The 20,610-nt window shown below is 70.1% G+C and carries 18 protein-coding genes and 1 pseudogene; 4 read left to right on the forward strand and 15 right to left on the reverse strand.

Going from position 1 to position 20,610, the window contains the following annotated elements:
• Positions 1-39 precede the first annotated feature (39 nt).
• Genes VV01_RS08940 through VV01_RS08960 form a run of 5 tightly spaced genes read right to left on the reverse strand, consistent with a single transcriptional unit; the run spans position 40 to position 4,417 of the window.
• Positions 40-1,089 carry a lipoate--protein ligase family protein gene (locus VV01_RS08940; protein WP_050669578.1) on the reverse strand — a complete coding sequence of 350 codons (1,050 nt, stop codon included), beginning with the start codon at positions 1,087-1,089 and terminating at the stop codon, positions 40-42.
• Positions 1,090-1,131: 42 nt separating this feature from the next.
• On the reverse strand, positions 1,132-2,049 hold the full coding sequence (locus VV01_RS08945) for a siderophore-interacting protein (RefSeq protein ID WP_050669579.1): 918 nt from the start codon (positions 2,047-2,049) through the stop codon (positions 1,132-1,134).
• Between the two features lie 33 nt (positions 2,050-2,082).
• Complete coding sequence (gene coaE / locus VV01_RS08950) at positions 2,083-3,321, reverse strand: dephospho-CoA kinase (protein ID WP_050669580.1); 1,239 nt, start codon at positions 3,319-3,321, stop codon at positions 2,083-2,085.
• Positions 3,322-3,345: 24 nt separating this feature from the next.
• The gene (locus VV01_RS08955; RefSeq protein WP_050669581.1) at positions 3,346-3,810 is read right to left on the reverse strand and encodes a PPOX class F420-dependent oxidoreductase; all 465 of its coding nucleotides are present in this window, start codon (positions 3,808-3,810) and stop codon (positions 3,346-3,348) included.
• 10 nt (positions 3,811-3,820) lie between these two features.
• A complete protein-coding gene (locus tag VV01_RS08960) occupies positions 3,821-4,417 on the reverse strand; it encodes a TetR/AcrR family transcriptional regulator (RefSeq protein WP_050669582.1) in 597 nt (198 codons plus the stop codon).
• 66 nt (positions 4,418-4,483) lie between these two features.
• Here VV01_RS08960 and VV01_RS08965 point away from each other — a divergent pair, with 66 nt between their 5' ends.
• Both VV01_RS08965 and VV01_RS08970 read left to right on the forward strand, forming a co-directional pair.
• A complete protein-coding gene (locus tag VV01_RS08965; protein WP_050669583.1) occupies positions 4,484-5,071 on the forward strand; it encodes a hypothetical protein in 588 nt (195 codons plus the stop codon).
• Between the two features lie 9 nt (positions 5,072-5,080).
• On the forward strand, positions 5,081-5,830 hold the full coding sequence (locus tag VV01_RS08970) for an SDR family NAD(P)-dependent oxidoreductase (RefSeq protein ID WP_050669584.1): 750 nt from the start codon (positions 5,081-5,083) through the stop codon (positions 5,828-5,830).
• Between the two features lie 78 nt (positions 5,831-5,908).
• Here the strand turns inward: VV01_RS08970 and rpsA are convergent, their stop codons facing one another.
• A complete protein-coding gene (rpsA, locus tag VV01_RS08975; protein WP_050669585.1) occupies positions 5,909-7,405 on the reverse strand; it encodes a 30S ribosomal protein S1 in 1,497 nt (498 codons plus the stop codon).
• A gap of 206 nt (positions 7,406-7,611) precedes the next feature.
• Here rpsA and VV01_RS08980 point away from each other — a divergent pair, with 206 nt between their 5' ends.
• Positions 7,612-8,403 (forward strand): class I SAM-dependent methyltransferase, encoded by a 792-nt coding sequence (locus VV01_RS08980; RefSeq protein ID WP_050671825.1) that lies wholly within the window; start codon positions 7,612-7,614, stop codon positions 8,401-8,403.
• A gap of 23 nt (positions 8,404-8,426) precedes the next feature.
• Here the strand turns inward: VV01_RS08980 and VV01_RS08985 are convergent, their stop codons facing one another.
• From VV01_RS08985 to VV01_RS09010, 6 genes are all read right to left on the reverse strand, one after another.
• Positions 8,427-9,425, reverse strand: a complete 999-nt coding sequence (locus tag VV01_RS08985; protein WP_050669586.1) for a DUF3068 domain-containing protein — start codon at positions 9,423-9,425, stop codon at positions 8,427-8,429.
• 75 nt (positions 9,426-9,500) lie between these two features.
• Complete coding sequence (locus tag VV01_RS08990; protein WP_050669587.1) at positions 9,501-10,493, reverse strand: UDP-glucuronic acid decarboxylase family protein; 993 nt, start codon at positions 10,491-10,493, stop codon at positions 9,501-9,503.
• 1 nt (position 10,494) lies between these two features.
• Positions 10,495-11,514, reverse strand: coding sequence for a DUF3068 domain-containing protein (locus tag VV01_RS08995; protein WP_071606330.1), 1,020 nt, complete (start codon positions 11,512-11,514; stop codon positions 10,495-10,497).
• 104 nt (positions 11,515-11,618) lie between these two features.
• Positions 11,619-12,188, reverse strand: a complete 570-nt coding sequence (locus VV01_RS09000; RefSeq protein WP_050669588.1) for a D-glycero-alpha-D-manno-heptose-1,7-bisphosphate 7-phosphatase — start codon at positions 12,186-12,188, stop codon at positions 11,619-11,621.
• A complete protein-coding gene (locus tag VV01_RS09005) occupies positions 12,185-12,823 on the reverse strand; it encodes a D-sedoheptulose-7-phosphate isomerase (RefSeq protein ID WP_082220900.1) in 639 nt (212 codons plus the stop codon). Before VV01_RS09005 ends, VV01_RS09000 begins: the two co-directional genes overlap by 4 nt.
• Positions 12,805-13,911, reverse strand: a complete 1,107-nt coding sequence (locus VV01_RS09010) for a GHMP family kinase ATP-binding protein (RefSeq protein ID WP_082220901.1) — start codon at positions 13,909-13,911, stop codon at positions 12,805-12,807. Before VV01_RS09010 ends, VV01_RS09005 begins: the two co-directional genes overlap by 19 nt.
• A 70-nt stretch (positions 13,912-13,981) precedes the next feature.
• On the opposite strand from VV01_RS09010, the gene VV01_RS24335 reads away from it, so the two are divergent.
• A complete protein-coding gene (locus VV01_RS24335; protein ID WP_071606331.1) occupies positions 13,982-15,175 on the forward strand; it encodes an acyltransferase family protein in 1,194 nt (397 codons plus the stop codon).
• Between the two features lie 1,432 nt (positions 15,176-16,607).
• Here VV01_RS24335 and VV01_RS24340 read toward each other — a convergent pair.
• From VV01_RS24340 to VV01_RS09030, 3 genes and pseudogenes are all read right to left on the reverse strand, one after another.
• Positions 16,608-19,001, reverse strand: a pseudogene (locus VV01_RS24340) (alpha-(1->3)-arabinofuranosyltransferase domain-containing protein); the annotation flags it as partial.
• The gene (locus tag VV01_RS09025) at positions 18,998-19,711 is read right to left on the reverse strand and encodes a class I SAM-dependent methyltransferase (RefSeq protein ID WP_050669591.1); all 714 of its coding nucleotides are present in this window, start codon (positions 19,709-19,711) and stop codon (positions 18,998-19,000) included. The gene VV01_RS09025 and the pseudogene VV01_RS24340, both read right to left, overlap by 4 nt.
• Entirely contained in the window at positions 19,708-20,532 is an 825-nt protein-coding gene (locus VV01_RS09030) for a class I SAM-dependent methyltransferase (RefSeq protein WP_231635194.1), read from the reverse strand. Before VV01_RS09030 ends, VV01_RS09025 begins: the two co-directional genes overlap by 4 nt.
• Positions 20,533-20,610 lie beyond the last annotated feature (78 nt).

Below are 20,610 nucleotides of genomic sequence, written 5' to 3' on the forward strand. Positions count from 1 at the left end.
CACGGTAGACGCTGCCACCGACAAGGCCCGCCCGTGCCGTCACGGGACGCGGTGGGTCCACTCCTGCGTCCCGAACTTCTGGTCCACCAGCTCGTGGGCCTGTGCGAGCTCGGCCTCGGTGTAGCCCGCCTCCTCGGTGGCGTACCGGCTGCGGAAGGTGTCCAGGAACGAGGAGATGATCGCGTCGCGCGACAGACCGGTCTGCGACCGCATCGGGTCGACGCGCTTGTTGGCAGACCTCGTCCCCTTGTCCGACATCTTCTCGCGCCCGATGCGCAGCACCTCGAGCATCTTGTCGGCGTCGATGTCGTACGCCATCGTCACGTGGTGCAGCACGGCGCCCGAGGCGAACCGCTTCTGCGCCGCGCCGCCGATCTTGCCCTGATCGGAGGCGATGTCGTTGAGCGGGACGAAGTGCGCGCTGACCCCGACCTCGGCCAACGCAGCGATGACCCACTCGTCGAGGAAGGAGTACGAGCGCTCGAACGAGAGCCCTTCGACCATCGAGCTCGGCACGACGAGCGAGTACGTGATGCAGTTGCCGGGCTCCATGAACATCGCCCCGCCGCCCGAGATCCGCCGGACGACACCGATGTCGTGACGGACGGCGCCCTCGGGGTCGATCTCGTTCTTGTACGACTGGAACGAGCCGATCACCACCAGCGGCGAGTCCCAGTCCCAGAAGCGCAGGGTCGGCGGACGCTCACCACTGGCCACCTCGCGGGCGATGACCTCATCGAGCGCCACGTGCATGACTGGTGCCATCACCTGAGCAGGGATGACGTCGAAGCGGTGGTCGTCCCAGCCGGTCGCCCGCCCGAGCGCGCGGCGTACGGCCACACCGACCGCGTCCGCGGAGAACCCGATCAACGAGACCGCGTCGTCGAGCGCGCCGGTGATGGCGGACGCGAGCTGGTCGACCGAGGAGCTCTCCGGCATCCCGGCCAGGGCGGCGTTGATGTCCTCGAGGGCCTCGTCGGGCTCCAGGAAGAAGTCACCCGACACCGCCGCCCGCGTCAGACGCCCGTCGGCGACGTCGACGTCGACCGCCACGAGCTTGCCGCCGGGGACCTTGTACTCGCCTCGCATGATGCTGACGCTACGCCCGCGGGTACGCCGACCGTCGAGCGGTCAGCACTCGCGGTGCCCCTCGCGCCAGTAGCCCATGAACGCGACCGCGGACTTCGGGATGTCGTACTCCCCCACCAGCATCCGGCGCATGGCCTTCACCGACGAGGACTCGCCCGCGATCCAGGCGGACAGGGGCGGCACCTGGTCCGTCCGCTCCGTCGTGACCTCCCAGTACGCGGAGTCCTCGCCGTCAGCGAGCACCGTGGTCGACCCGTCCCACGCGGAGCCCACGATCGGATGGGCATCGAGCCACTGGCGTACGTGCTCGCGCTGGCACTCCCCGCGGGCACCGTCGCGGACACACCACCGGACCTCGACGCCGGCGGGCGCTCGCAGGTCGAGGACGTCATCCGACGAACCCACCTCGAGGCAGGCGAGCCCACGTGCGTGAGCCGGGAGCCGTTCGAGGATCGCGGCGATCGCCGGGCCGGCCGACTCGTCGCCGACGATCAGCTGATCGGTCTCGCCCGCCAGGTCGACGCGGAACTCCATCCCACCCGGTACGCCGTCGTAGGCCGCGTGCGGGCCGTACAGGATCACCTCGTCGCCGGGTCGGGCACTGCCCGCGAACGCCGACGCCGGTCCGGCGTCACCGTGGTCAACCATGTCGATGTCGACCTCGCCGGCCTCAGCGCGCACCGCGCGCACGGTGTAGGTGCGGATGACCGGACGGGCGTCGGTGGGCAGCACGCGCCACTGCAGGAACCAGTCCTCGCCCATCGGCATGTCGTCCAGACCAGCACCACGAGTCGGGAGGATGAGCTTGATGCGCTGGTCGAAGCCGATGTCGGCGAGCTCATGCAGCGCCTCACCGCCGAACGTCAGGCGCACGAGATGAGGACTCACCCGGGTCACCGCTCGCACCTGAGCACGGAACATCTCGAAGGGGCGCACTGCAGCCCGGGTCGCAACGCTCATGCGAACACCCTAAGGGAAGGTATGCCTTACCTTCTAGCGGCTCGGTCGATCGGGCTCCCAGGAGGTGGCCGTGGCCCACGACCGCGCTCGCAGCAAGGCGGACGCGATCCAGGGCTCCTTGGCCACGGTGTAGTCCTCACCGGACTCCGGAGTCGCTCCGGGGTGCCCTGCGGCGACCTCGACCTTCAGCGCGGCGTAGGCGTCGCGCTCGTCCGGGTGGGCGCGCAGCCAGTCACGGAAGAGCAGAGCGGACGTGGCGCCGGCCGAATCCGCCTCTCTCACATGGAGATTCACGACGCGATCCGGGTCGGCGCCGCCGTAGAAGACCTTCGCCCAGTCGGCCTCGTCGGGAGCGAAGGCATGGACCGTGTCGATCTCGGGACCTCGTCGTCCGACGAATCCCGCTGCCAGCAGCGCTTTCTCGAACGGCATCGCGCCAACGACCGCAAGATCGTCGACCCGCACCTGCAGGTCGATGACCGGCTTGGCGCGCAGCCCCGGCACACTGGTCGAACCGACATGGTCCACGGCGACCAACGCTTCCGCGAGCCCGTTGTTGCGCAGCTGAGTCGTGATGCGCCCGGCCAGCCGGGCGGCCGTCGTCGGCCACCGGTCGTCGTACGCCACGAGCGCGACCGCAGCCGGACGCCGTGTCCGGCGCCCCTCCCGCAGGTTGATGGCGTACGGCTGAATCCTGTTGTCCCACAACAGATCCACTGCACCCAGCAGGTCGTCGACGGAGCCGGTGTTGGGCAGCATCACGTCGGCAGCAGCGTGGCGCTGCTCGTCAGTGGCCTGAGCATCGATCCGCGCCTGTGCCTCGGCGGCGGTCATGCCTCGGTCAGCGACGAGCCGGCGCAACCGCTCGTCGGCCGGCGTGTCGACGATGACGACCAGGTGGTAATCCACCTCACGACCGAGCTCGACCAGGAGCGGGATGTCGTGGACCACGACCGCATCGGCAGGCGCCGCCTCGATCTGCCGGACGGTCTCGACGAACACCAACGGGTGAACGATGCCGTTGAGCGCCGCCCGGGCGTCATCATCGCCGAAGACTGTCGCGGCAAGAGCCGGTCGGTCGAGGCTGCCGTCCTCGGCGAGCACCGACTCACCGAAGCGTTCGACGACCTGGGCGAGACCCGGCGTACCGACCGCGACCACCTCGCGCGCGATCACGTCGGAGTCGACCACAACCGCTCCGCGCTCGACGAGGCGACGCGACACGGTCGACTTGCCGGATCCGATGCCACCTGACAGACCCACCCGCAGCATGCTCAGAACCCTTCTGTCGCGCGGTCAGTCGGCAAGGCGAGCCGGGAAGCCACCGGTCGCGACCGGAGACCAACGAGTCGGCACCACGCGCAGGAGGGACTTGCCCTGGTCGAGCATCGCCTGGCGGTACTCGTCCCAGTCGGGGTGCTCGCCCGAGATGGACCTGAAGTACTCCACCAGCGGCTCGACGGAGTCCGGCACGTCGATCACCTCGCAGTCACCGTCGACCTGGACCCACGGCCCGTTGAAGTCGTCCGACAGCACCAGCACGCTGACCTGAGGGCGACGACGCGCATTGGTGACCTTCGCGCGCTCGGGATAGCTCGAGATCACGATGCGTCCCTGCTCATCGACCCCGCCGGTCACCGGGGAGGACTGGGGCGCCCCGTCGGCACGCGTCGTGATGAGCACCATGCGGTGACGGGAGCGGACGAAGTCGAGCAGTGCGTCCCGCTCAACGGCTGTGGTGGTCGCGATGGTTCGGGCCATGGCCCCATGGTCACACGGATGAGGAGCGCCGGATCAGTCCGTCGACGTGGGCGCGCAGCGCGGCACGCTGGCGGTCCGCCGGCAGTGCGTCGGGGTACAGCGACGCCTGCATGGCCAGGCCGTCGACGAGGGCGACCAACCGATCGGTCTCGGACTCGATGTCGAGCTCGACGTCTGCGATCGCCCCGATGCCTTCCACACACGAGCGCACCATCGCGCGCAGCTCGTCGAACCCCTGCCGCGCAAGGGCAGCGAGGCGTCGGTCGGTGCGGGCGGCGACGCTCAGCGCCAGCCACACCTCGGTCTCGGCGCGGCTGTCGTCATCGACGGGCAGCGCCACCGCCAACAGCTCGAGGATGCCGTCGATGTCGGCGACGGGGCTCATGGCCTGCCCCCGGTCACGGATCCGGTCCATCACGGCGCGCATCGCGAACACGGTCAGATCGGACTGACTCGCGAAGTAGTGCCGCAGACTCCCCGTCGACCACCCACCTGCCGCCGCCACGGAACGCACGGACAAGGCGCTGACCCCCTCACGGCCGACCACGTCCCACACGGCCTCCACGATCTGCGCGCGACGGGCTTCGTGGTCGACGATCTTGGGCACCTCGTCTTTTTATCACACGGCCGTGCTATCTTATTTCACACAGTTGTATTTTTTCGGGGAGACATCATGCTGGTCGCACTCATCGCGGTCTGCGAGGTCCTGTTCTGGGTGCTCATCCTGCTGGGCCTCGCGGCGCGCTATCTCGCTCACCGCCGCCGCCTCAGCACGGCGCTGCTGGTGAGCGCTCCCCTGGTCGACCTGGTCCTGCTGGGTGCCGCAGTCGTCGACCTACGGCACGGCGGCACCGCCACCCCGGCACACGCCCTTGCCGCGATCTACCTCGGCGTCTCCGTGGGCTTCGGGCACCGGCTCATCCGCTGGGCGGACGGACGGTTCGCTCATCGTTTCGGTGGCGCCGCACCGCCACCTCCCACACCGCGGTACGGACGCGCTCACGCCGTCGCCCAGCTGCAGGACTGGCTGCGCCACCTGTGCGCATGGGCCGTCGGCTGTGCCCTGATGGGTGCGGCCGTCCTGGTCATCGGCGACGCAGGACGTACGTCCGCGCTCACGCAGACGACTCAGATCTGGACCCTGGTGCTGGTCATCGACGGCGCCATCTCGGTGAGCTACTCGTTCTCACCGCGCAAGCCGCGCTCGTCGAGCTCGCTCCGCGCCGATCGCACCTGCCTCCTTCGCACGTCGTACGCCTAGCGTGGGCCCATGACCCGACGCATCGTCATCACCGGTGGAGGCACCGGCATCGGCAAAGCCATCGCCCACCGCCTCCTCGTCGAAGAACCCAGCCTGGTCCTGGTCGGCCGCCGCACCGACCGCCTCGAGGCCACGGCCGCCGAGCTGCGCTCGGTCGACGAGCTCGCGGAGGTCACGCACCACTCCTGCGACCTGACCGACCCGGTCGCGGTCCAAGCCCTTGCCGACGAGCTCCGGGGAGGCCCGCCGATCGACGTCCTCGTGGCCAACGCCGGGGGCAACTACGGACTCGGCTCGTCGACGCTGGCGGAGACCGCCGATGCATGGCGGCGCGACTTCGACGGCAACGTCCTGACCGCCGTCCTGATCACCCAGGCCCTGCTCGGCCATATGCCCCGCCCCGGCGGTCGCATCGTCGCCATGAGCTCGATCGCCGCGCTGCGCGGATCGGGAGCGTACGGCGCGGCCAAGGCCGCTCTCAACGCCTGGGCGTTGTCGCTGGCGACGCAGGTGGCCCCCGACGGCATCACCGTCAACACGGTCGCCCCGGGGTTCGTCCCCGACACGGAGTTCTGGGAGTCGCGCATCGCGGCCGATCCCACGATCACCGACAGCCGCGTGCGTCCGATCCCGATGGGCCGCCCGGGGACACCCGACGAGGTCGCGGAAGCGGTCGCCTACCTCGCCTCGCCCGACGCCGGCTGGACCACGGGTCAGATCGTCCAGGTGAACGGCGGCACGCTGCTGGGTCGCGGCTGAGCACCCGATCGAGGTACGACGAAGGCCCCGGACCGAGCGGTCCGGGGCCTTCGTGCCGTGCTGATCAGCGCGTCAGCGTCAGTTGCCCGTGAGCTTCTCGCGCAGAGCCGCCAGCGCCTCGTCCGAGGCGAGCGTGCCCTCGGCCGGGGCCGAGGAGCTGCTGCTCGAGGAGGAGCTGCTGCTGCTCGAGTTGCTGCTGTCGCTCGAGCCCGAGGAGTACGAGGTCGGCGTGGCGTCGCCCGAGGCCACGGCCTCGGCGTCGTCCTTCTTCGCCTGCTCGATCTGGGCCTGGTGCGCCTCGTAGCGAGCGTGGGCGTCGGCGTACTGCTTCTCCCACTTCTCGCGCTGAGCCTCGAAGCCCTCGAGCCACTCGTTGGTCTCGGGGTCGAAGCCCTCGGGGTACTTGTAGTTGCCCTGCTCGTCGTACTCGGCGGCCATGCCGTAGAGCGTCGGGTCGAACTCGGCAGCACCGGCGGCAGCGTCGTTGGCCTGCTTGAGGCTCAGCGAGATGCGGCGACGCTCGAGGTCGATGTCGATGACCTTGACGAACAGCTCCTGGCCGACCGTGACGACCTGCTCCGGCAGCTCCACGTGGCGCTCGGCCAGCTCGGAGATGTGGACCAGACCCTCGATGCCGTCGTCGACGCGCACGAACGCACCGAACGGAACCAGCTTGGTGACCTTGCCCGGCACGACCTGACCGATCGCGTGGGTGCGGGCGAAGTGCTGCCACGGGTCTTCCTGCGTCGCCTTCAGCGACAGGGAGACACGCTCGCGGTCCATGTCGACGTCGAGCACCTCGACGGTGACCTCCTGGCCGACCTCGACAACCTCGCTCGGGTGGTCGATGTGCTTCCAGGACAGCTCCGACACGTGGACCAGACCGTCCACGCCACCGAGGTCGACGAACGCACCGAAGTTGACGATGCTGCTGACGACGCCGCTGCGGACCTGACCCTTCTGCAGCTCCTTGAGGAAGGTCGTACGCACCTCGGACTGCGTCTGCTCCAGCCACGCACGACGGGACAGGACCACGTTGTTGCGGTTCTTGTCGAGCTCGATGATCTTGGCCTCGATCTCCTTGCCGACGTACGGCTGGAGGTCGCGGACGCGACGCATCTCCACCAGGGACGCGGGCAGGAAGCCGCGCAGGCCGATGTCCAGGATGAGTCCACCCTTGACGACCTCGATGACGGTGCCGGTGACGACGCCGTCCTCCTCCTTGATCTTCTCGATCGTGCCCCAGGCGCGCTCGTACTGTGCGCGCTTCTTGGACAGGATCAGGCGGCCTTCCTTGTCCTCCTTCTGGAGAACCAGGGCCTCGACCTCATCGCCCACGGTCACGACCTCGCCCGGGTCGACATCGTGCTTGATGGAGAGCTCACGGGAGGGGATGACACCCTCGGTCTTGTAACCGATGTCGAGCAGGACCTCGTCCCGGTCGACCTTGACGATGACACCCTCGACGATGTCTCCGTCATTGAAGTGCTTGATCGTCGCGTCGATCGCGGCGAGCAGCTCCTCCTCAGATCCGATGTCGTTGACAGCGATCTGCGAGGTGGTGGTGGCAGTCATGTAGTGGGTAACTTTCGGTGGACAGTAATGGGCGGGTCGCCATCCGGGCTCAGGCCGCCGGCGGCCTGTTCGGACAACCAACCCGAGGTGGACAGGTTGCACAAGTACAGCACGCGGCACACACGGCCGCGCCCTCATAGCCTACCGACCTGTCCACAACTGGGTCAAAGCGGACGACCGTGACTGCCTCCGACCTCACGCCGGAGATGTACGGCGTGACGCGGCGACCGCTCGCGGCCGCCCCGACCCGGGCGGCCAACCGCCGCTGGTGGGACGAGGAGGCCGTCGCCTACTACGCCGAGCACGGCGACTTCCTCGGCGACGACGACCTGGTCTGGGGCCCCGAAGGCGTGCACGAACGTGACCTGAGCCTGCTCGGCGATGTCGCGGGTCTCCGCGTCCTGGAGATCGGCTGCGGCGGCGCTCAAGGCGGACGTTACCTGCGCTCCGAAGGCGCCCAGGTCGTCGCGACCGACCTCTCGCGCGGCATGCTCGACCAGGCCGCGGGCCTCAACGCGACATCCGCACACGCCGTTCCGCTCGCCCAGTGCGACGCCGTCGACCTGCCGTTCGCCGAGCGGTCGTTCGACCTCGTCGTCACGGCGTACGGCGCGGTGCCGTTCGTCGCCGACTCAGCACGGCTCATGGCCGAGGCCGCCAGGGTCCTGCGACCGCGCGGACGGCTGGTCTTCTCGACCACACACCCGGTGCGGTGGGCGTTCCCCGATGCGCCGGGCCGCGAAGGCCTGACCGTGCACCAGTCGTACTTCGACCGGACGCCGTACGTCGAGCAGGACGACCGGGGGCACGCGACCTACGCCGAGCACCATCGCACGCTGGGCGACCGCGTCCGCGAGATCGCTGCAGCCGGTCTCGTCCTGGAGGACCTCGTCGAGCCCGAGTGGCCGGCCACGAACCAGGAGACCTGGGGTGGCTGGAGCCCGTTGCGGGGCGCCCTCATCCCGGGCACCGCGATCTTCGTGGCGCGCCGGCCCTGAGTCCGACGCGCCACGGCGCGGCGTCAGACGAGCTCGGACACCTCGCCGCGGCGCGGCTGAGCGTCGTCGAGCCCGACCACATCGCTGTCGCGGTCGCGACGTCGGCCTCCGACGGCGACCGCCGCGCCCCCGATCAGCAGTGCGATGCCGAGGATGCTGAGCGCGAGCGGTGCCCACAGTCGCAGGATCTTCAGCAGCAACGCCTTGGTCTTGTAGTCGTCGACGTTCTTGCTGATCGTCTCGTCGGTGAAGGTGCTGGTGGTCGTCAGGGCGTTGACCGGCTTGGCACCCGGCTCGTCGTGGTGGAGCTCCTGGTGCTGCTTCTCCTGGAGCTTCATCATCACGCCGGTCTCGGGCTCGACCCACAGGGTCCGGGTGTTCTGGTACAGCCGATCGGCCACCACACCTCCGGTGTCGGGCAGACCGAAGAGACCGCGCGGGACCTCCTGCTCACGGAACTTCGTCAGGGGTAGCGACCCGACGAACTTGTACGTCGTCAGGCCCTTGATCTTCTCGGTGCCGACGTACTTCGTGGCCATCGTCGTGCGCGCCGTTCCGTCCCAGTACTGGTACGTCTTCTGCTCGGTGCGGAAGGGGAACTTGATCGTCTGACCGGTGAACTGCGCGGGCTTGCCGTTGGACGTCGCTCCACAGCAGTTGACGGCACGGCCGGTGGAGCGGTCGACGACCATGCGGTTGGTCGAGGCATCCATCGGGGGCGCCTCGTTGTTGTTGTCGGAGACCTGGCCCATGTTGAGGACGACGAGGTTCTTGCCGGTCTTGTCGGACGCCGCCTTGCTCGCGGCCGGGTCACCGATGACGGTCGCGATCGTGGTGAGCCTGCCCGAACCGGGCGCGACCTTGTCGGCGTCGAAGAACGTCGCGTGCTCGTCGACCACCGTCTGTCGGGTGTTCTGGTCCAGCGGGACCACGGCCAGCTTGTCGTAGGCGTAGAACTTCAGCAGAACGGCCATGGTGAGGAAGAACGCACCGAGACCGATCACGACGGATGCCTTGCGCACCGTACCTCCAGGGTGATGTGGGCAGAGATGGGCCGCGGGTCGGACCAACCTCCGACCCGCGGCAAGAAGGGTGAGTCAGTGCTTCTCGGCGGCGCCGAGGATCTCCTCGGTGGCGGCGGCCGACAACGGCTCGGTGCCGTGCGGCACGTCGCGGAACCATCCGATGGTCCACTTCAGCGCGTCCTCGATGGGCACCTTGGGCGCCCATCCGAGCAGCGACGTCGCGAGCGTGGTGTCGGGTCGACGCACCGTCGGGTCGTCCACAGGACGCTCGATGAACGTGATCGGCGAGCTCGAGGTGGTGAGCCGCACGATCCACTCCGCGAGATCCTTCATCGAGATCTCGTGCGGGTTGCCGATGTTGATCGGACCGGCATGGTCGGCGTCCATCATCCGCAGGATCGCCTCGACCAGGTCGTCGACGTAGCAGATCGAACGGGTCTGACTGCCGTCGCCGCTGACGGTGACCGGGTCGCCGGCCAGCGCCTGACGGACGAAGTTGGGAATGGCGCGACCGTCGTTGGGGCGCATCCGCGGCCCGAACGTGTTGAAGATGCGCACGATCCCGGTGTTGACACCGCGCGACTGGCGGTACGCGAGCGTGGTGGCCTCGGCGAATCGCTTGGCCTCGTCGTAGACACCGCGCGGTCCGACGGGATTGACGTTGCCCCAGTACGACTCGGGCTGAGGATGCACCTCGGGGTCGCCGTAGACCTCGGAGGTCGAGGCCAGCACCAGACGTGCGCCCTTGGCCTCGGCCAGGTCGAGTGCGTGCAGGGTGCCGAGCGAGCCCACCTTGAGGGTCTCGATCGGCATCCGCAGGTAGTCGACCGGTGAGGCCGGACTCGCGAAGTGGAGCACGGCATCGACCGGGCCGTCGATGGTGAACGGCTCGGACACATCGAGCTCGAGGAGCTCGAACCCTTCCTCATGACGCAGGTGCGCGACGTTGGCGCGCGATCCGGTGCAGAAGTTGTCGACGGCGACAACGTCCTCACCGCGCGCGACGAGCTTTTCGCACAGGTGCGATCCGAGGAAGCCGGCGCCTCCGGTGACGACGACCCGCATGTCAGATGGTCTGCCCGCCCGTCGCGCGGCCGCGACGGGTCTCGAAGGTCTCGTCGAGGCCGGCGTACTGCTCGTCCTCGTCGTAGTCGGGGTTGCGACGGCCGACCAGCGACATCGCGATGCCGCCCAGGATCAGCAGCACACCGAGGATGCCCAGACCGAGGGGCGCCCAGATCCGCAGGATCTTCAGGAGCATCGCCTTGGTCTTGTAGTCGTCGACGTTCTGCTTGATGGTCGCGTCGGTGAAGATGCTGTTGGTGGTGACCGCGTTGGCGGGCTTGGCGCCGGCCTCCGGGTTGCGCAGCTCCTGGTGCTGCTGCTCCTGCAGCTTGACGATGACGCCCGTCTCGGGCTCGATCCACAGGGTGCGCGTGTTCTGGTAGAGGCGGTCGGCCACCACACCGTGGGTGTCCGGCAGACCGAACAGGCCGCGCGGGACCTCCTGCTCACGGAACTTCTCCAGGGGGAGGCTGCCCTGGAACTTGTACGTCTTCAGGCCGCGGATGTCCTCGGTGCCGACGTACTTCATGTCCATCGGCTTGCTCGCCGTACCGTCCCAGTACTGGTAGGTCTCCTTCTGGGTCTGGAACGGGAACTTGATGATCTGGGAGCCCTTGTAGTCGATCGCCTTGCCGTTCTGCTTGGCACCCGGGTAGGCGATCGCCTTGCCGGTGTAGCGGTCGATCGCGAAGGTCTGCTGAAGCGCGTCCATGGGCGGCGCCTCGTCGTTGTTGTCGGTCGTCTGACCCTTGTTGAAGACCGCGACGTCCTTGCCTGTGGAGTCCTGCAGTGCCTCACTCGCACCCTTGTCGCCGATGACGGTGGCGATCGTGGTGAGCTTGCCCGAGGCTGCCTTGACCGTGTCGGCGTCGAAGAACGTCGCGTTGTTGTCGACGACCGTCTGGCGGGTGTTCTGGTCCAGCGGGACCACGGCGAGCTTGTCGTACGCGTAGAACTTGAGCAGGAGCGCCATGGTCAGGAAGAACGCTCCAAGACCGATGACTGTTGCGGCTTTCCGCACGGGGGGACCTCCAAGGTGACCGAAAACTTACCGGACCGTAGCATCCGGTACACGAGCTGCGGCAGACTTCAACCTCAAGACCTGAGATTCGTGTCACAACTGTGTCAGATGGTGGGCATGAGCAGGGCTCGCACGACCTCCTCGAACGTCGCGGACGCCTCGTCGACCCGTGCTGTACGCATGCCGAGACCCTGTGCCGGGACCAGATCGGTGTCCTGGTCGCCGACCATGACGCAGCGTCCGACGCGCGCCCACGGCGCTCGGCGCAGAGCCTGCTCGAACAGACCGGGCAGGGGCTTGCGACAGCCGCACTCCCCCACCTGGTGAGGGCACACCTGAATCGCGTCGAGGTGGGCGCCGGCGGTGGCGAGGTCGTCGACGAGCCGCTGGTGGACCTCGACCAGCTGCGCCTCGGTGAGGGCGCCCGTGGCGAGCCCACGCTGGTTGGTGACCAGGACGACCCGGCACCCCGCGTCGTTGAGAAGCCGCACTGCCGCGGGGACACCCGGCAGGACGTCGAGATCGTCACCCCGGGTGACATATCCGGGTCGGTGGCGGTTGAGGGTGCCGTCACGGTCGACGAAGACGATGTCGTACGGCGCGCCCTCACGTGCCGGCGCGACGGGTGAGCTGTCGCGCCCGAGCAGGGCGTCGCGGCTCGCTGTGGTGATCACTGGCACAGCACGTCGACCGCCTCGCACCACGTGTGGGCCCACAGCATGTGGACCTCCTGGATCCGTGGCGTCTCATCGCTGGGGACGACGAGGACGTGGTCGGCCGCCCCGCGCAGGCCCTCCCCCTTGGCACCGGTCATCGCGATCGTGAGGATGTCCCGGCGGCGCGCCTGCTGCAGCGCTGCGACCACGTTGGGGCTCGTGCCACTGGTGCTCATGGCGAGCAGCACGTCACCCGGGCGCCCGAGCGCGGCCAGCCCGCGCGTGAAGACGTGCTCGTACCCGTAGTCGTTGCCGACCGCCGTGATCGACGACAGGGACTCGGCCAGCGACACCGCCGGCAGCGGGTCGCGGTCATGGATGCACTTGCCGATGAACTCCGCGGCGACGTGGCTCGCGATCGCGGCGCTGCCACCGTTGCCGGCGACGAGCAGCGTGCCGCCAGCCACCAGCGCCTGCACGAGCGATGAACCTGCGCGGTCGACCTCGTCGGTCAGCGTCGGGTCGACCAGCGCCTGTGACAGGGCCGCCCAGGACGCCAGGCCCTGCCGATGCTGCTGCGAGACCGCCGCGGTGAGGTCGTCGACGCCGACCGTGTGCAGCGGGTGACCGGTGCTCATCCCTGTGCTCTCCATGTCACGACACCTTCCTTGCTGAACGTGAACTCCGAGACGGCCAGTCCCATCCGGATGAGCTCCTCGGCGACGACGTGGCGCCGCTCGAACTCGCAGACGAAGATCAGGTGACCGCCGCCGCCGGCACCGGTCACCTTGCCTCCGAGCGCGCCCAGGTTGAGCGCCCTGGAGATGGCGTCGTCGATGAGCGGGGTGGTGATGCGCGAGGACATCTTGCGCTTCTGCGCCCAGGCCTGACCCAGGAGACGGCCGAGCGAGTCGACCTCGCCGCGCACGAGCGCGACCTTCATCTGCTCGGCGAGCTCCTTCTGCGCGCGCAGACCTTCGAGCGCGTCGGCGTTGCCGGTCTCGTAGCGGCTGACCTGGTCCTCGATGATGTGGTCGCTCACGCGGGTACGACCCGTGAACGCCAGCAGCATGTTGTGCTCGAGCTCGTGCACCGTCGCGTCACGGACGCGCAACGGGTTGACGACGACCTGGTCCTTGAGGAACTCGATGTAGTTGAACCCGCCGAACGCCGCGGCGTACTGGTCCTGGGAGCCGCCGGGGATGCCGAGGTCCTCGCGCTCGAGACGGTAGGCGAGCTCGGCGACGTCGTACGGACCGAGGTCGAGACCGCAGTGCTGGGCGACGAGCCCGATGACCGAGACCATCACCGCACTGGACGAGCCGAGTCCGGACCCGGGCGGTGCGTTGGTGTGCAGGAACAGGTCGAAGCCCGTGACCGGCAGTGCACCGTCGATCTCGCGGATGCGGGCGATCGCCGCCTTGGGAAGGTCGAGCTGTCCGTCGTACTCGACGTCGTCGTCGACGCCGAACCCGATCGAGGTGCCGAAGTCGAGGGACTGGACCGTGATGCGGCCGTCGGTGCGCGGCCGCAGCGTGGAGTAGCAGTAGCTGGAGATCGTCGCCGACAGCACTGCCCCGCCCTCGCGCTGCGGGAACGGCGCGACGTCGGTGCCTCCGCCGGCGAACGAGATCCGCAGCGGCGCGCGCGCCCGCAGCACCGGTCGGCGGTAGTCGAGCAACGCCGCGTCAGCGGGTGCCGAAGCAGGGCGCTCGGCGTCCTTGAGCACTTGCTTGGCCATGCGCGCACTAGCCTCCAGATCGATGACAGCGGTGAAACCTACTAGATAGTAAGTGTGAAATGGAGCACAGATGAAACGCGTCCGCCTGCTCGACGGTCTGCGCGCCGTCGCGGCGCTGCTCGTGCTCGTCTCACATGTGGCTTTCTGGACGGGCGCGTCAGGTCTCGACGTCGTGGGTGGCCTGCTCGCGCGTGGTGACAGCGGTGTGGCCGTGTTCTTCGCGTTGTCCTCCTACCTCTTGCTGATGCCGTGGGTGCGTCACGGACTCCTCGACGCACCCCGGCCGGGCACCCGCCGTTACGCCGTACGACGGATGGCGCGGATCCTTCCGGCGTACTGGCTCGCGCTCCTCGCCGTCCTCGCCGTCGCAGCGCTCGCGGCGTCGACGGGCGGACTCGGGTCCGCCGCCAAGGTGCTCGGTCACGTGCTGGTGCTGCAGGGCTTCAGCGGCGACACCTACCAGTCGTTCACCCAGACCTGGAGCCTCACGACCGAGCTGGTCTTCTACGTGCTCGTGCCGTTCGTCGGGGCGGCGCTCGCCCGGGTGCTGCGGCGCGGGGGTGGTGCGGTCGGCGTACGACCGGCGCTGCTGCTCTGCGGCGTCGCGGCCGTGGTCGGCCTCGCCGCCCAAGGGGTGTCCATGTCGTGGACACAGCACGGGTCGACGACCGGCGCGGGGGCCCTCGCGACGAGCGTGATCGGGCACGCGGCCTGGTTCGCAGTGGGCGCCGCGCTCGCGATCATGTCCGTCGCGCGGAGCGCGGGGGCGCTGCCCTGGCAGGCGGGCGGCCGCGTCGCAGCGTGGCTCGACCTGCTCCGCTCCCCCAGCACCTGCCTGCTCGGCGCCGTGGTCGTGTACGTCGTCGCGGCCTCCGCGGTCGCCGGGCCCCGCGACCTGTCAGCGCCGACCGTCGGCGAAGGCGTCGCCAAGGAGCTGCTGTACGCGCTGCTGGCCGCTCTGCTCCTGTCGGCCGCGCTCGCGCCCGCCGAGGCCGGCAGCCTCGCTGACAGCATCGGACGACACCCCGCGACGCACTGGCTCGGTGATGTGTCGTACGGCGTCTTCCTGTGGCACGTCCTGGTGCTGCAGGTGCTCTTCCTCACCACGGGCCGCGAGCTGTTCAGCGGCGGGTTCTGGTGGGTTCTGCTCCCTGTGCTGGGTCTGACGACCGCGCTGGCGTCGGTGTCTGCTCAGCTGGTCGAGCAGCCGGTGCTCCGGTGGGCGCACCGGGCCACAGCATCCGCGCCAGCAGCGCGAGCGTGAGCGTGCCGAGCAGCTGACCCGCGACGGCCCCGCTCGACTGCTGCTCGACCACGCCGAGGGTCGCCAGCGCGACACCGGCGAGGGCCATCGCGGCCAGGGCTGTCCGGGCGATCCACCGGCGCGGAACCACAGCTGCGGCGATCCCGACCACCACACCTGCCGGTCCTGCGACGAGCCCAGCGGCCACGACCGCTGCGGCCGTGCCCACCCAGGCAGGCAACGGACGCTCGTCGGTCGGGTCGGGATCCGACGCCTGGGCCTGGGTCGACCTGCGGGTCAGCACGAACCCGACGAGCAGGACGACGACCGCGAGCGCACCGGCGGCGAGCCCGCGCCGATGAGTCGCCGTGGGCGCGAAATCGATCCGCACATCGGTCGCGCGGGTCGTGGGCAGCCGGAAGCCCTGGCGCCAGCCGTCGACCGTGACCGGCTGCAGCCGAGTTCCGTCGGCGGTGGTGGCGACCCACCCGTCGTTGGCACCCTCGGTGAGGGCCAGGACGGCGGGCGCACCGGCGGCGACGCGCACCTCGTGGAGCCCGGGCCGTTGACCGCGCTCTGCCACGGCCCGCGCTGCCCCCGGTGTGGCCGGTGCCGCGGCGGTGGGCTGCAGGAGAACCGAGTCCGCCCGGACGCCGACGCCCGGCGACACCTGCACGTCGACCTCACCCGCCGGGATCTCCAGGTCGTCCCTCCCGCACGGGGTCGCGCTCAGCAGATCGACCGAGAGGATCTCGGCACGCCCGGCGCTCACGCGCAGCGGCACGGTCGCGCCGCCGACGGACAGGCTGCCGGCCTGTCCGCACCCGAGCACGACCTGGCTCGGCGCGGTCGAGGGCACGCCGTCAAGCGTGATCTCGGGCGCCGACCAGGCACCCCGATGCGGGCCGGGCACGAGCTGCAGCTCGACCGTCGACGCACGGACGTCGAGCGGGCCACCGGTCGCGGGCAGCCGGGTGACCCGGCCGTCGACCACCACGCGGACCGCCATGACGGGACCTCCGCCCGACAGCCGTACGCCGGTGACGTGGGTCGGCCGACCGAGGTCGACCTTCAGGGTCGGGAGGGCATCCGTCGGAGCAGGCGTCCACCGTGTCGCAGGGTCCGCGTCGAGGGCCGCCCCGGGCCGGCGCGCAGGATCGAGGTCGCTGCGCGAGCTGCCGGTGACCCGACGCCCGTCCAGGACGGCGTCCAGTGCGGGGCCCCACGTCGGGCGCACCGACACGCTCGCACGCATGGGACCTGCACGGTCGACCTGAACGGCACGGCGCAGTGCCGGGCCGTCCTCGCCACCACGCGCGTCGGCGGACCGTTCGCGTGCGTCGCGCTGGAGCAGCACGCCCTGTCGTGACGCGTCGAGCGTGCCTGGCAGCCTCAGACGCGTGCCGATGCCCGGCACCTGCGAGAGCGTCAGCTCGGCGACTCCCACCTGACCCGCGTCGTGCCCGGATCCGAGCTGCACGGACACCCGGTCGTACGACGAGCTGCCGAGGTCGACAGTGGCGATGCCACGTCGTACGGCGACCGTGCGGCGTACGGCGCCGCTCGGACCGTGCGCCGCGATGGTGACGCGGTCCGGTGTCACGACACCGGCACCGCGCGCGAGACGGACCCGCAGCTCGCCGACGGGCCGCGTCCGGTCAAGCGTCAGAGCCAGCGTCGCCGAGGGCGTCTCACCGGAGATCCAGGACGTCGCGGCGTCGCCGTCGAGCGCTGCGGCGGCGGAGTGCTGGGGGCCGAGGTAGCCGGGACCGAACGGGTCAGCAGCCGAGGACGAGGCGCTCAGATCACGGAGGCCGACCAGCTCGCGAACGGTCTCGCCGGACGCCGGACCCGCAGGCGGCAGGTCGCGAGCGCCGGCCCGTGTCGGTGCGTCGTCGCTCGCGCGCAGTGTCGGGCTGTGGGCATCTGCTGTGGGACGGCCGTTGTTGTAGGCCCGTCGGCGCAGTGTGTCGGTCAGGACGCCCGTGCCGTGCCCGGGGCTGATCAAGGCCCACATGCGGTCGCTGAGCAGGCCGGAGCCGGCGAGACCGAACAGGCTCTCGGGGCCACCGTCGACGGACAGGCCGGCGCTCTCGTCGTACGCCGTCACGCCCGGGGCGGCGCCGCGGACCCGCCACAGCGTCGTGCTCGCGCTGCTGCTCACGCGCTCGAAACCCGGAGACTGCGCCAGCGTGCGTTCGACCAGCCGCCACGGCTCGGCATCGGTGCTCGTGGCGAGGTCGTGCCGGACGACCACCCGGGCCACACCCATCCGCGCCAGACCGGCCGCCAGGCCGGGCTGCGGTCGACCCGACGCCGCGCGCAGATCGGCCTCGTCGAGCAACCGCGTCGCGGCGGGATCACCGAGCGGTGCCGACGCACGCACGACGACGGGCGACGTCGCGAGGGCGGACAAGGGCTCGTCGGTGGCACTCCCCCACGTGTAGTGAGCGTTGCGCGACGCGGGCAGCAGCAGCGTCGCCCCGCCGTCGGCGCGAGCCTGGGCGTCGACGGTGGTCGCGAGTGCGCGCCACTCGTGCGGGATCTGCGCATAACCGCCCGCGTCGGCGGCGCGCCCGACCCACAAGGCAGTGGTCGATGCGGTCAGGACAAGGGCCACGGCGACGACGCCGGCGCGGGTTGCCGTCGTACGCCGGTGCCACAGTGCGCCGAGGACGTACGCGAGCCCGAGCACCAGAGGCAGGCGCAGGACCGGATCAGCCTTGTGGACGTTGCGCAGCGGCGCGAGCGGACCGTCGAGCGCGGCCTGGACAGCGCCCGCGACCGGGCTGCCCACCGTGCCCGGGTGGCCGATCGACATCAGCAGGACGCCGACGACGACACCCGCGATCCCGAACCGTGCGGCATGACCCAGCCGGTGGCCACGGCGCCGCATCGCGATCAGACCCGCGGCGCCGAGCCCGGCCACCACGCAGGTGCTGATGATCGCCAGCGGGTCCTGAGCCTGCACCCAGCCGGCCTGCCAGACGGGATGGCTCTCGGAGTCGAGGATGTAGGCGACCCAGTGAGAGGCACCGCGCAGCACGTTGGGCACGGACGTGACCGCTGTCGTGATCTGCGAGGTCTCGATGAAGTCGAGGAACGGGTAGGCGTACCGCCCGAGCACCACCAAGGGCACGACCCACCACAGCGCCCCGAGCACGACACCCGGGACCCACCATGCGAGCGCTCGCACCCGACCACCGCGCTGCGCCGTCACGATCAGCAGCAGCGGCAGCAGCAGGACGACGGCCGAAGCGGTCGCGTTGACGCCGCCGAGGGCCGCCGTGAGCAGTCCGGTCGCCGCCGCGGCGTGCAGGCGGGCACGACGGGTCGCGGCCGGCTGGACCGCCGGCACCATGACGACCACGAGCCACGGCGCGAGAGCCAGCGGCCATGCCTCCGCCGAGATCTCGGACAGGACCGTGAGGACACGGCACGACAGCGCGTACGCGAGTCCGGCGATGAGGGCCGGACCAGGACCCGCGACGCCGAGTCGTCGTACGAGCCGTTCGGCACCGGCGTACGCGACGAGCAGCAGCAGCGACCACCACAGCCGCTGCGCCGCCCAGGCCGGCAACCCCACGGACTGCGCCACACCCATGACCGGGCCGAACGGGAACAGGTAGCCGTAGGCCTGGTTCTGCAGCTCACCGAGCCCGGCGTGGTCGTTCCACGCCCACAGCGCCCGGGACAGGTAGGTCCAGGGATCGACGGTGAGGTCGACCTTGGTGTCGGGCTGGATCCGGCCGGGCGCGATCAGCCACGGCAGGACGGCGAGCGCGACGGCGACGAGCCGGCGGTGGACCCGTGACCGGTCGAGAGGAGCGGACGCCTCCCCCGTCATCGGCGACGCAGGATCAGCAGGAGGTTCCAGGTGAGCAGCTCACGTGCTCCGGGAACCTTCAGCAGGTGCTCGGCCACGTCGGGAAGGTATCGCGGGCGCGCCACGAGCACCTCGACCTCGGGCGACGAGCGGGCCCAGCGCAGACCCTGGGCCACACTGACCCGGAACAACGTGCGGTCGACGGTGTTCTTGGGCGGATGGCCGTTCTTGCGCTCGTAGCGGCGGGCTGCGCGCTCACCGCCCAGCCAGTGCCACGGCGAGGTCTCGTGACCGCCCCAGGGCGAGAGCCAGTTGGTGTAGGAGAGGAACACCAGGCCACCCGGCCGTACGACGCGCACCATCTCGTCGGCGACGTGCTCCGGCTCGCGTACGTGCTCCCACAAGTTGGAGGAGAACACCAGGTCGACGCTGCGGTCGGCGAGCGGGAGCGCGGCCGCCGTGGCGACCAGTCCCCCGTCAGCGACCGACGACACCGAGGCGTCGTGGTCGACCGGCACGTAGCGGGCCCCGGCGGCACGGAAGGCCGCGGCGAACTCACTCGGACCCGCACCGACGTCGAGGACCGTGCGGCCTCGCAGGTCGGTCCACTCGGTCAGCAGCTGGATCGAGTCGTCGGCGAGGGCGCCGTAGAACCGCGCCGGTTCGGTCTGCTCGACGAGGAACGCCGAGAAGAGCCGTGCCGAGCGCCGCAGGCCGCGCTCGCTGCTCATGCGTGCCCCGGGCGTCGTGCCACCAGCTGCAGAGTCGGCCGCATCCGCCGATGAGCCAGACGTGCCCCCACGACGAACGGCGTGCTCGCAGCCCCCAGCGCCAGGACGGGCCGTGACGACAGCGCGCCCGCAGGACGCGGCTCGCGGGCCACGACCCGCGCCAGGCTGGCGACGTCGGTGACGACGCTGTCGAGCACCGGTCGGCGTACGTGCACGTCGACGAAACCTGCGGCGTGGGCGAGGCGGGCGAGGCTGTCGGCGGTGAAGAACCGGATGTGGGTGGGGTCCTCAAGCATCCACCACGCGTCGCCGTACCAGCGCGAGCCCGTGGAGTCGCCCGCCGGGGTGAGGAACTGGGCGACACCGCCCGGACGGAGGAGGTCGAAGGTCACCTGCAGGGTGCGCGCGGGATCGACGACGTGCTCCAGCACGTGAATGCCGTAGACGAGGTCGGTGGCGATGTCGTGCTCGGCCAGCTGCTCGACCGGGGCGCGCCACAGGCGACCCTCGGAACGGACCACCGGATCGACGTCGACCTCGAGCTGGTCGGGATCGGCCCCGCCGATCTCGGCACCGTCGTCGTGGAAGCGCCGCAGCAGGCCGCCTGCGCCGTAGCCGATCTCGAACACCGACGACGGCCGCGGCGACGCCCGACGCAGCGCGGAGTACGTGAGCCCCAGCCGGATGCGGTCCAGGGTGGGCTCGCCGCCGTACGCGTGCTCGCGATGACCCGCCGGCGCGCTCGTCAGGTCACGCCGCAGATGGCCGCACGTCGGGCACTCCTGGAGCACCGCGCCACCGCGCAGCGGCCGCTCACGCAAGCGGTCCCCGCACACCTCGCACACATCGACCATCCTGTTTCGGCTACCTCTCAGTAACTATCGGCGTTACCCTAACGT

This window comes from Luteipulveratus halotolerans (assembly GCF_001247745.1).
Lineage (GTDB): Bacteria > Actinomycetota > Actinomycetes > Actinomycetales > Dermatophilaceae > Luteipulveratus > Luteipulveratus halotolerans.

What these genes read in the sequence shown, in the direction of transcription:
- VV01_RS09010 (WP_082220901.1), bottom strand. Translation starts at nt 13,911, where the DNA reads ATGGCCAAGCAAGTGCTCAAGGACGCCGAGCGCCCTGCTTCGGCACCC.
- VV01_RS08965 (WP_050669583.1), top strand. Translation starts at nt 4,484, where the DNA reads ATGCTGGTCGCACTCATCGCGGTCTGCGAGGTCCTGTTCTGGGTGCTC.
- VV01_RS09005 (WP_082220900.1), bottom strand. Translation starts at nt 12,823, where the DNA reads ATGGAGAGCACAGGGATGAGCACCGGTCACCCGCTGCACACGGTCGGC.
- VV01_RS08945 (WP_050669579.1), bottom strand. Translation starts at nt 2,049, where the DNA reads ATGAGCGTTGCGACCCGGGCTGCAGTGCGCCCCTTCGAGATGTTCCGT.
- VV01_RS08990 (WP_050669587.1), bottom strand. Translation starts at nt 10,493, where the DNA reads ATGCGGGTCGTCGTCACCGGAGGCGCCGGCTTCCTCGGATCGCACCTG.
- VV01_RS08940 (WP_050669578.1), bottom strand. Translation starts at nt 1,089, where the DNA reads ATGCGAGGCGAGTACAAGGTCCCCGGCGGCAAGCTCGTGGCGGTCGAC.
- VV01_RS08980 (WP_050671825.1), top strand. Translation starts at nt 7,612, where the DNA reads ATGTACGGCGTGACGCGGCGACCGCTCGCGGCCGCCCCGACCCGGGCG.
- VV01_RS08970 (WP_050669584.1), top strand. Translation starts at nt 5,081, where the DNA reads ATGACCCGACGCATCGTCATCACCGGTGGAGGCACCGGCATCGGCAAA.
- VV01_RS08955 (WP_050669581.1), bottom strand. Translation starts at nt 3,810, where the DNA reads ATGGCCCGAACCATCGCGACCACCACAGCCGTTGAGCGGGACGCACTG.
- coaE (WP_050669580.1), bottom strand. Translation starts at nt 3,321, where the DNA reads ATGCTGCGGGTGGGTCTGTCAGGTGGCATCGGATCCGGCAAGTCGACC.
- VV01_RS24335 (WP_071606331.1), top strand. Translation starts at nt 13,982, where the DNA reads ATGAAACGCGTCCGCCTGCTCGACGGTCTGCGCGCCGTCGCGGCGCTG.
- rpsA (WP_050669585.1), bottom strand. Translation starts at nt 7,405, where the DNA reads ATGACTGCCACCACCACCTCGCAGATCGCTGTCAACGACATCGGATCT.
- VV01_RS09025 (WP_050669591.1), bottom strand. Translation starts at nt 19,711, where the DNA reads ATGAGCAGCGAGCGCGGCCTGCGGCGCTCGGCACGGCTCTTCTCGGCG.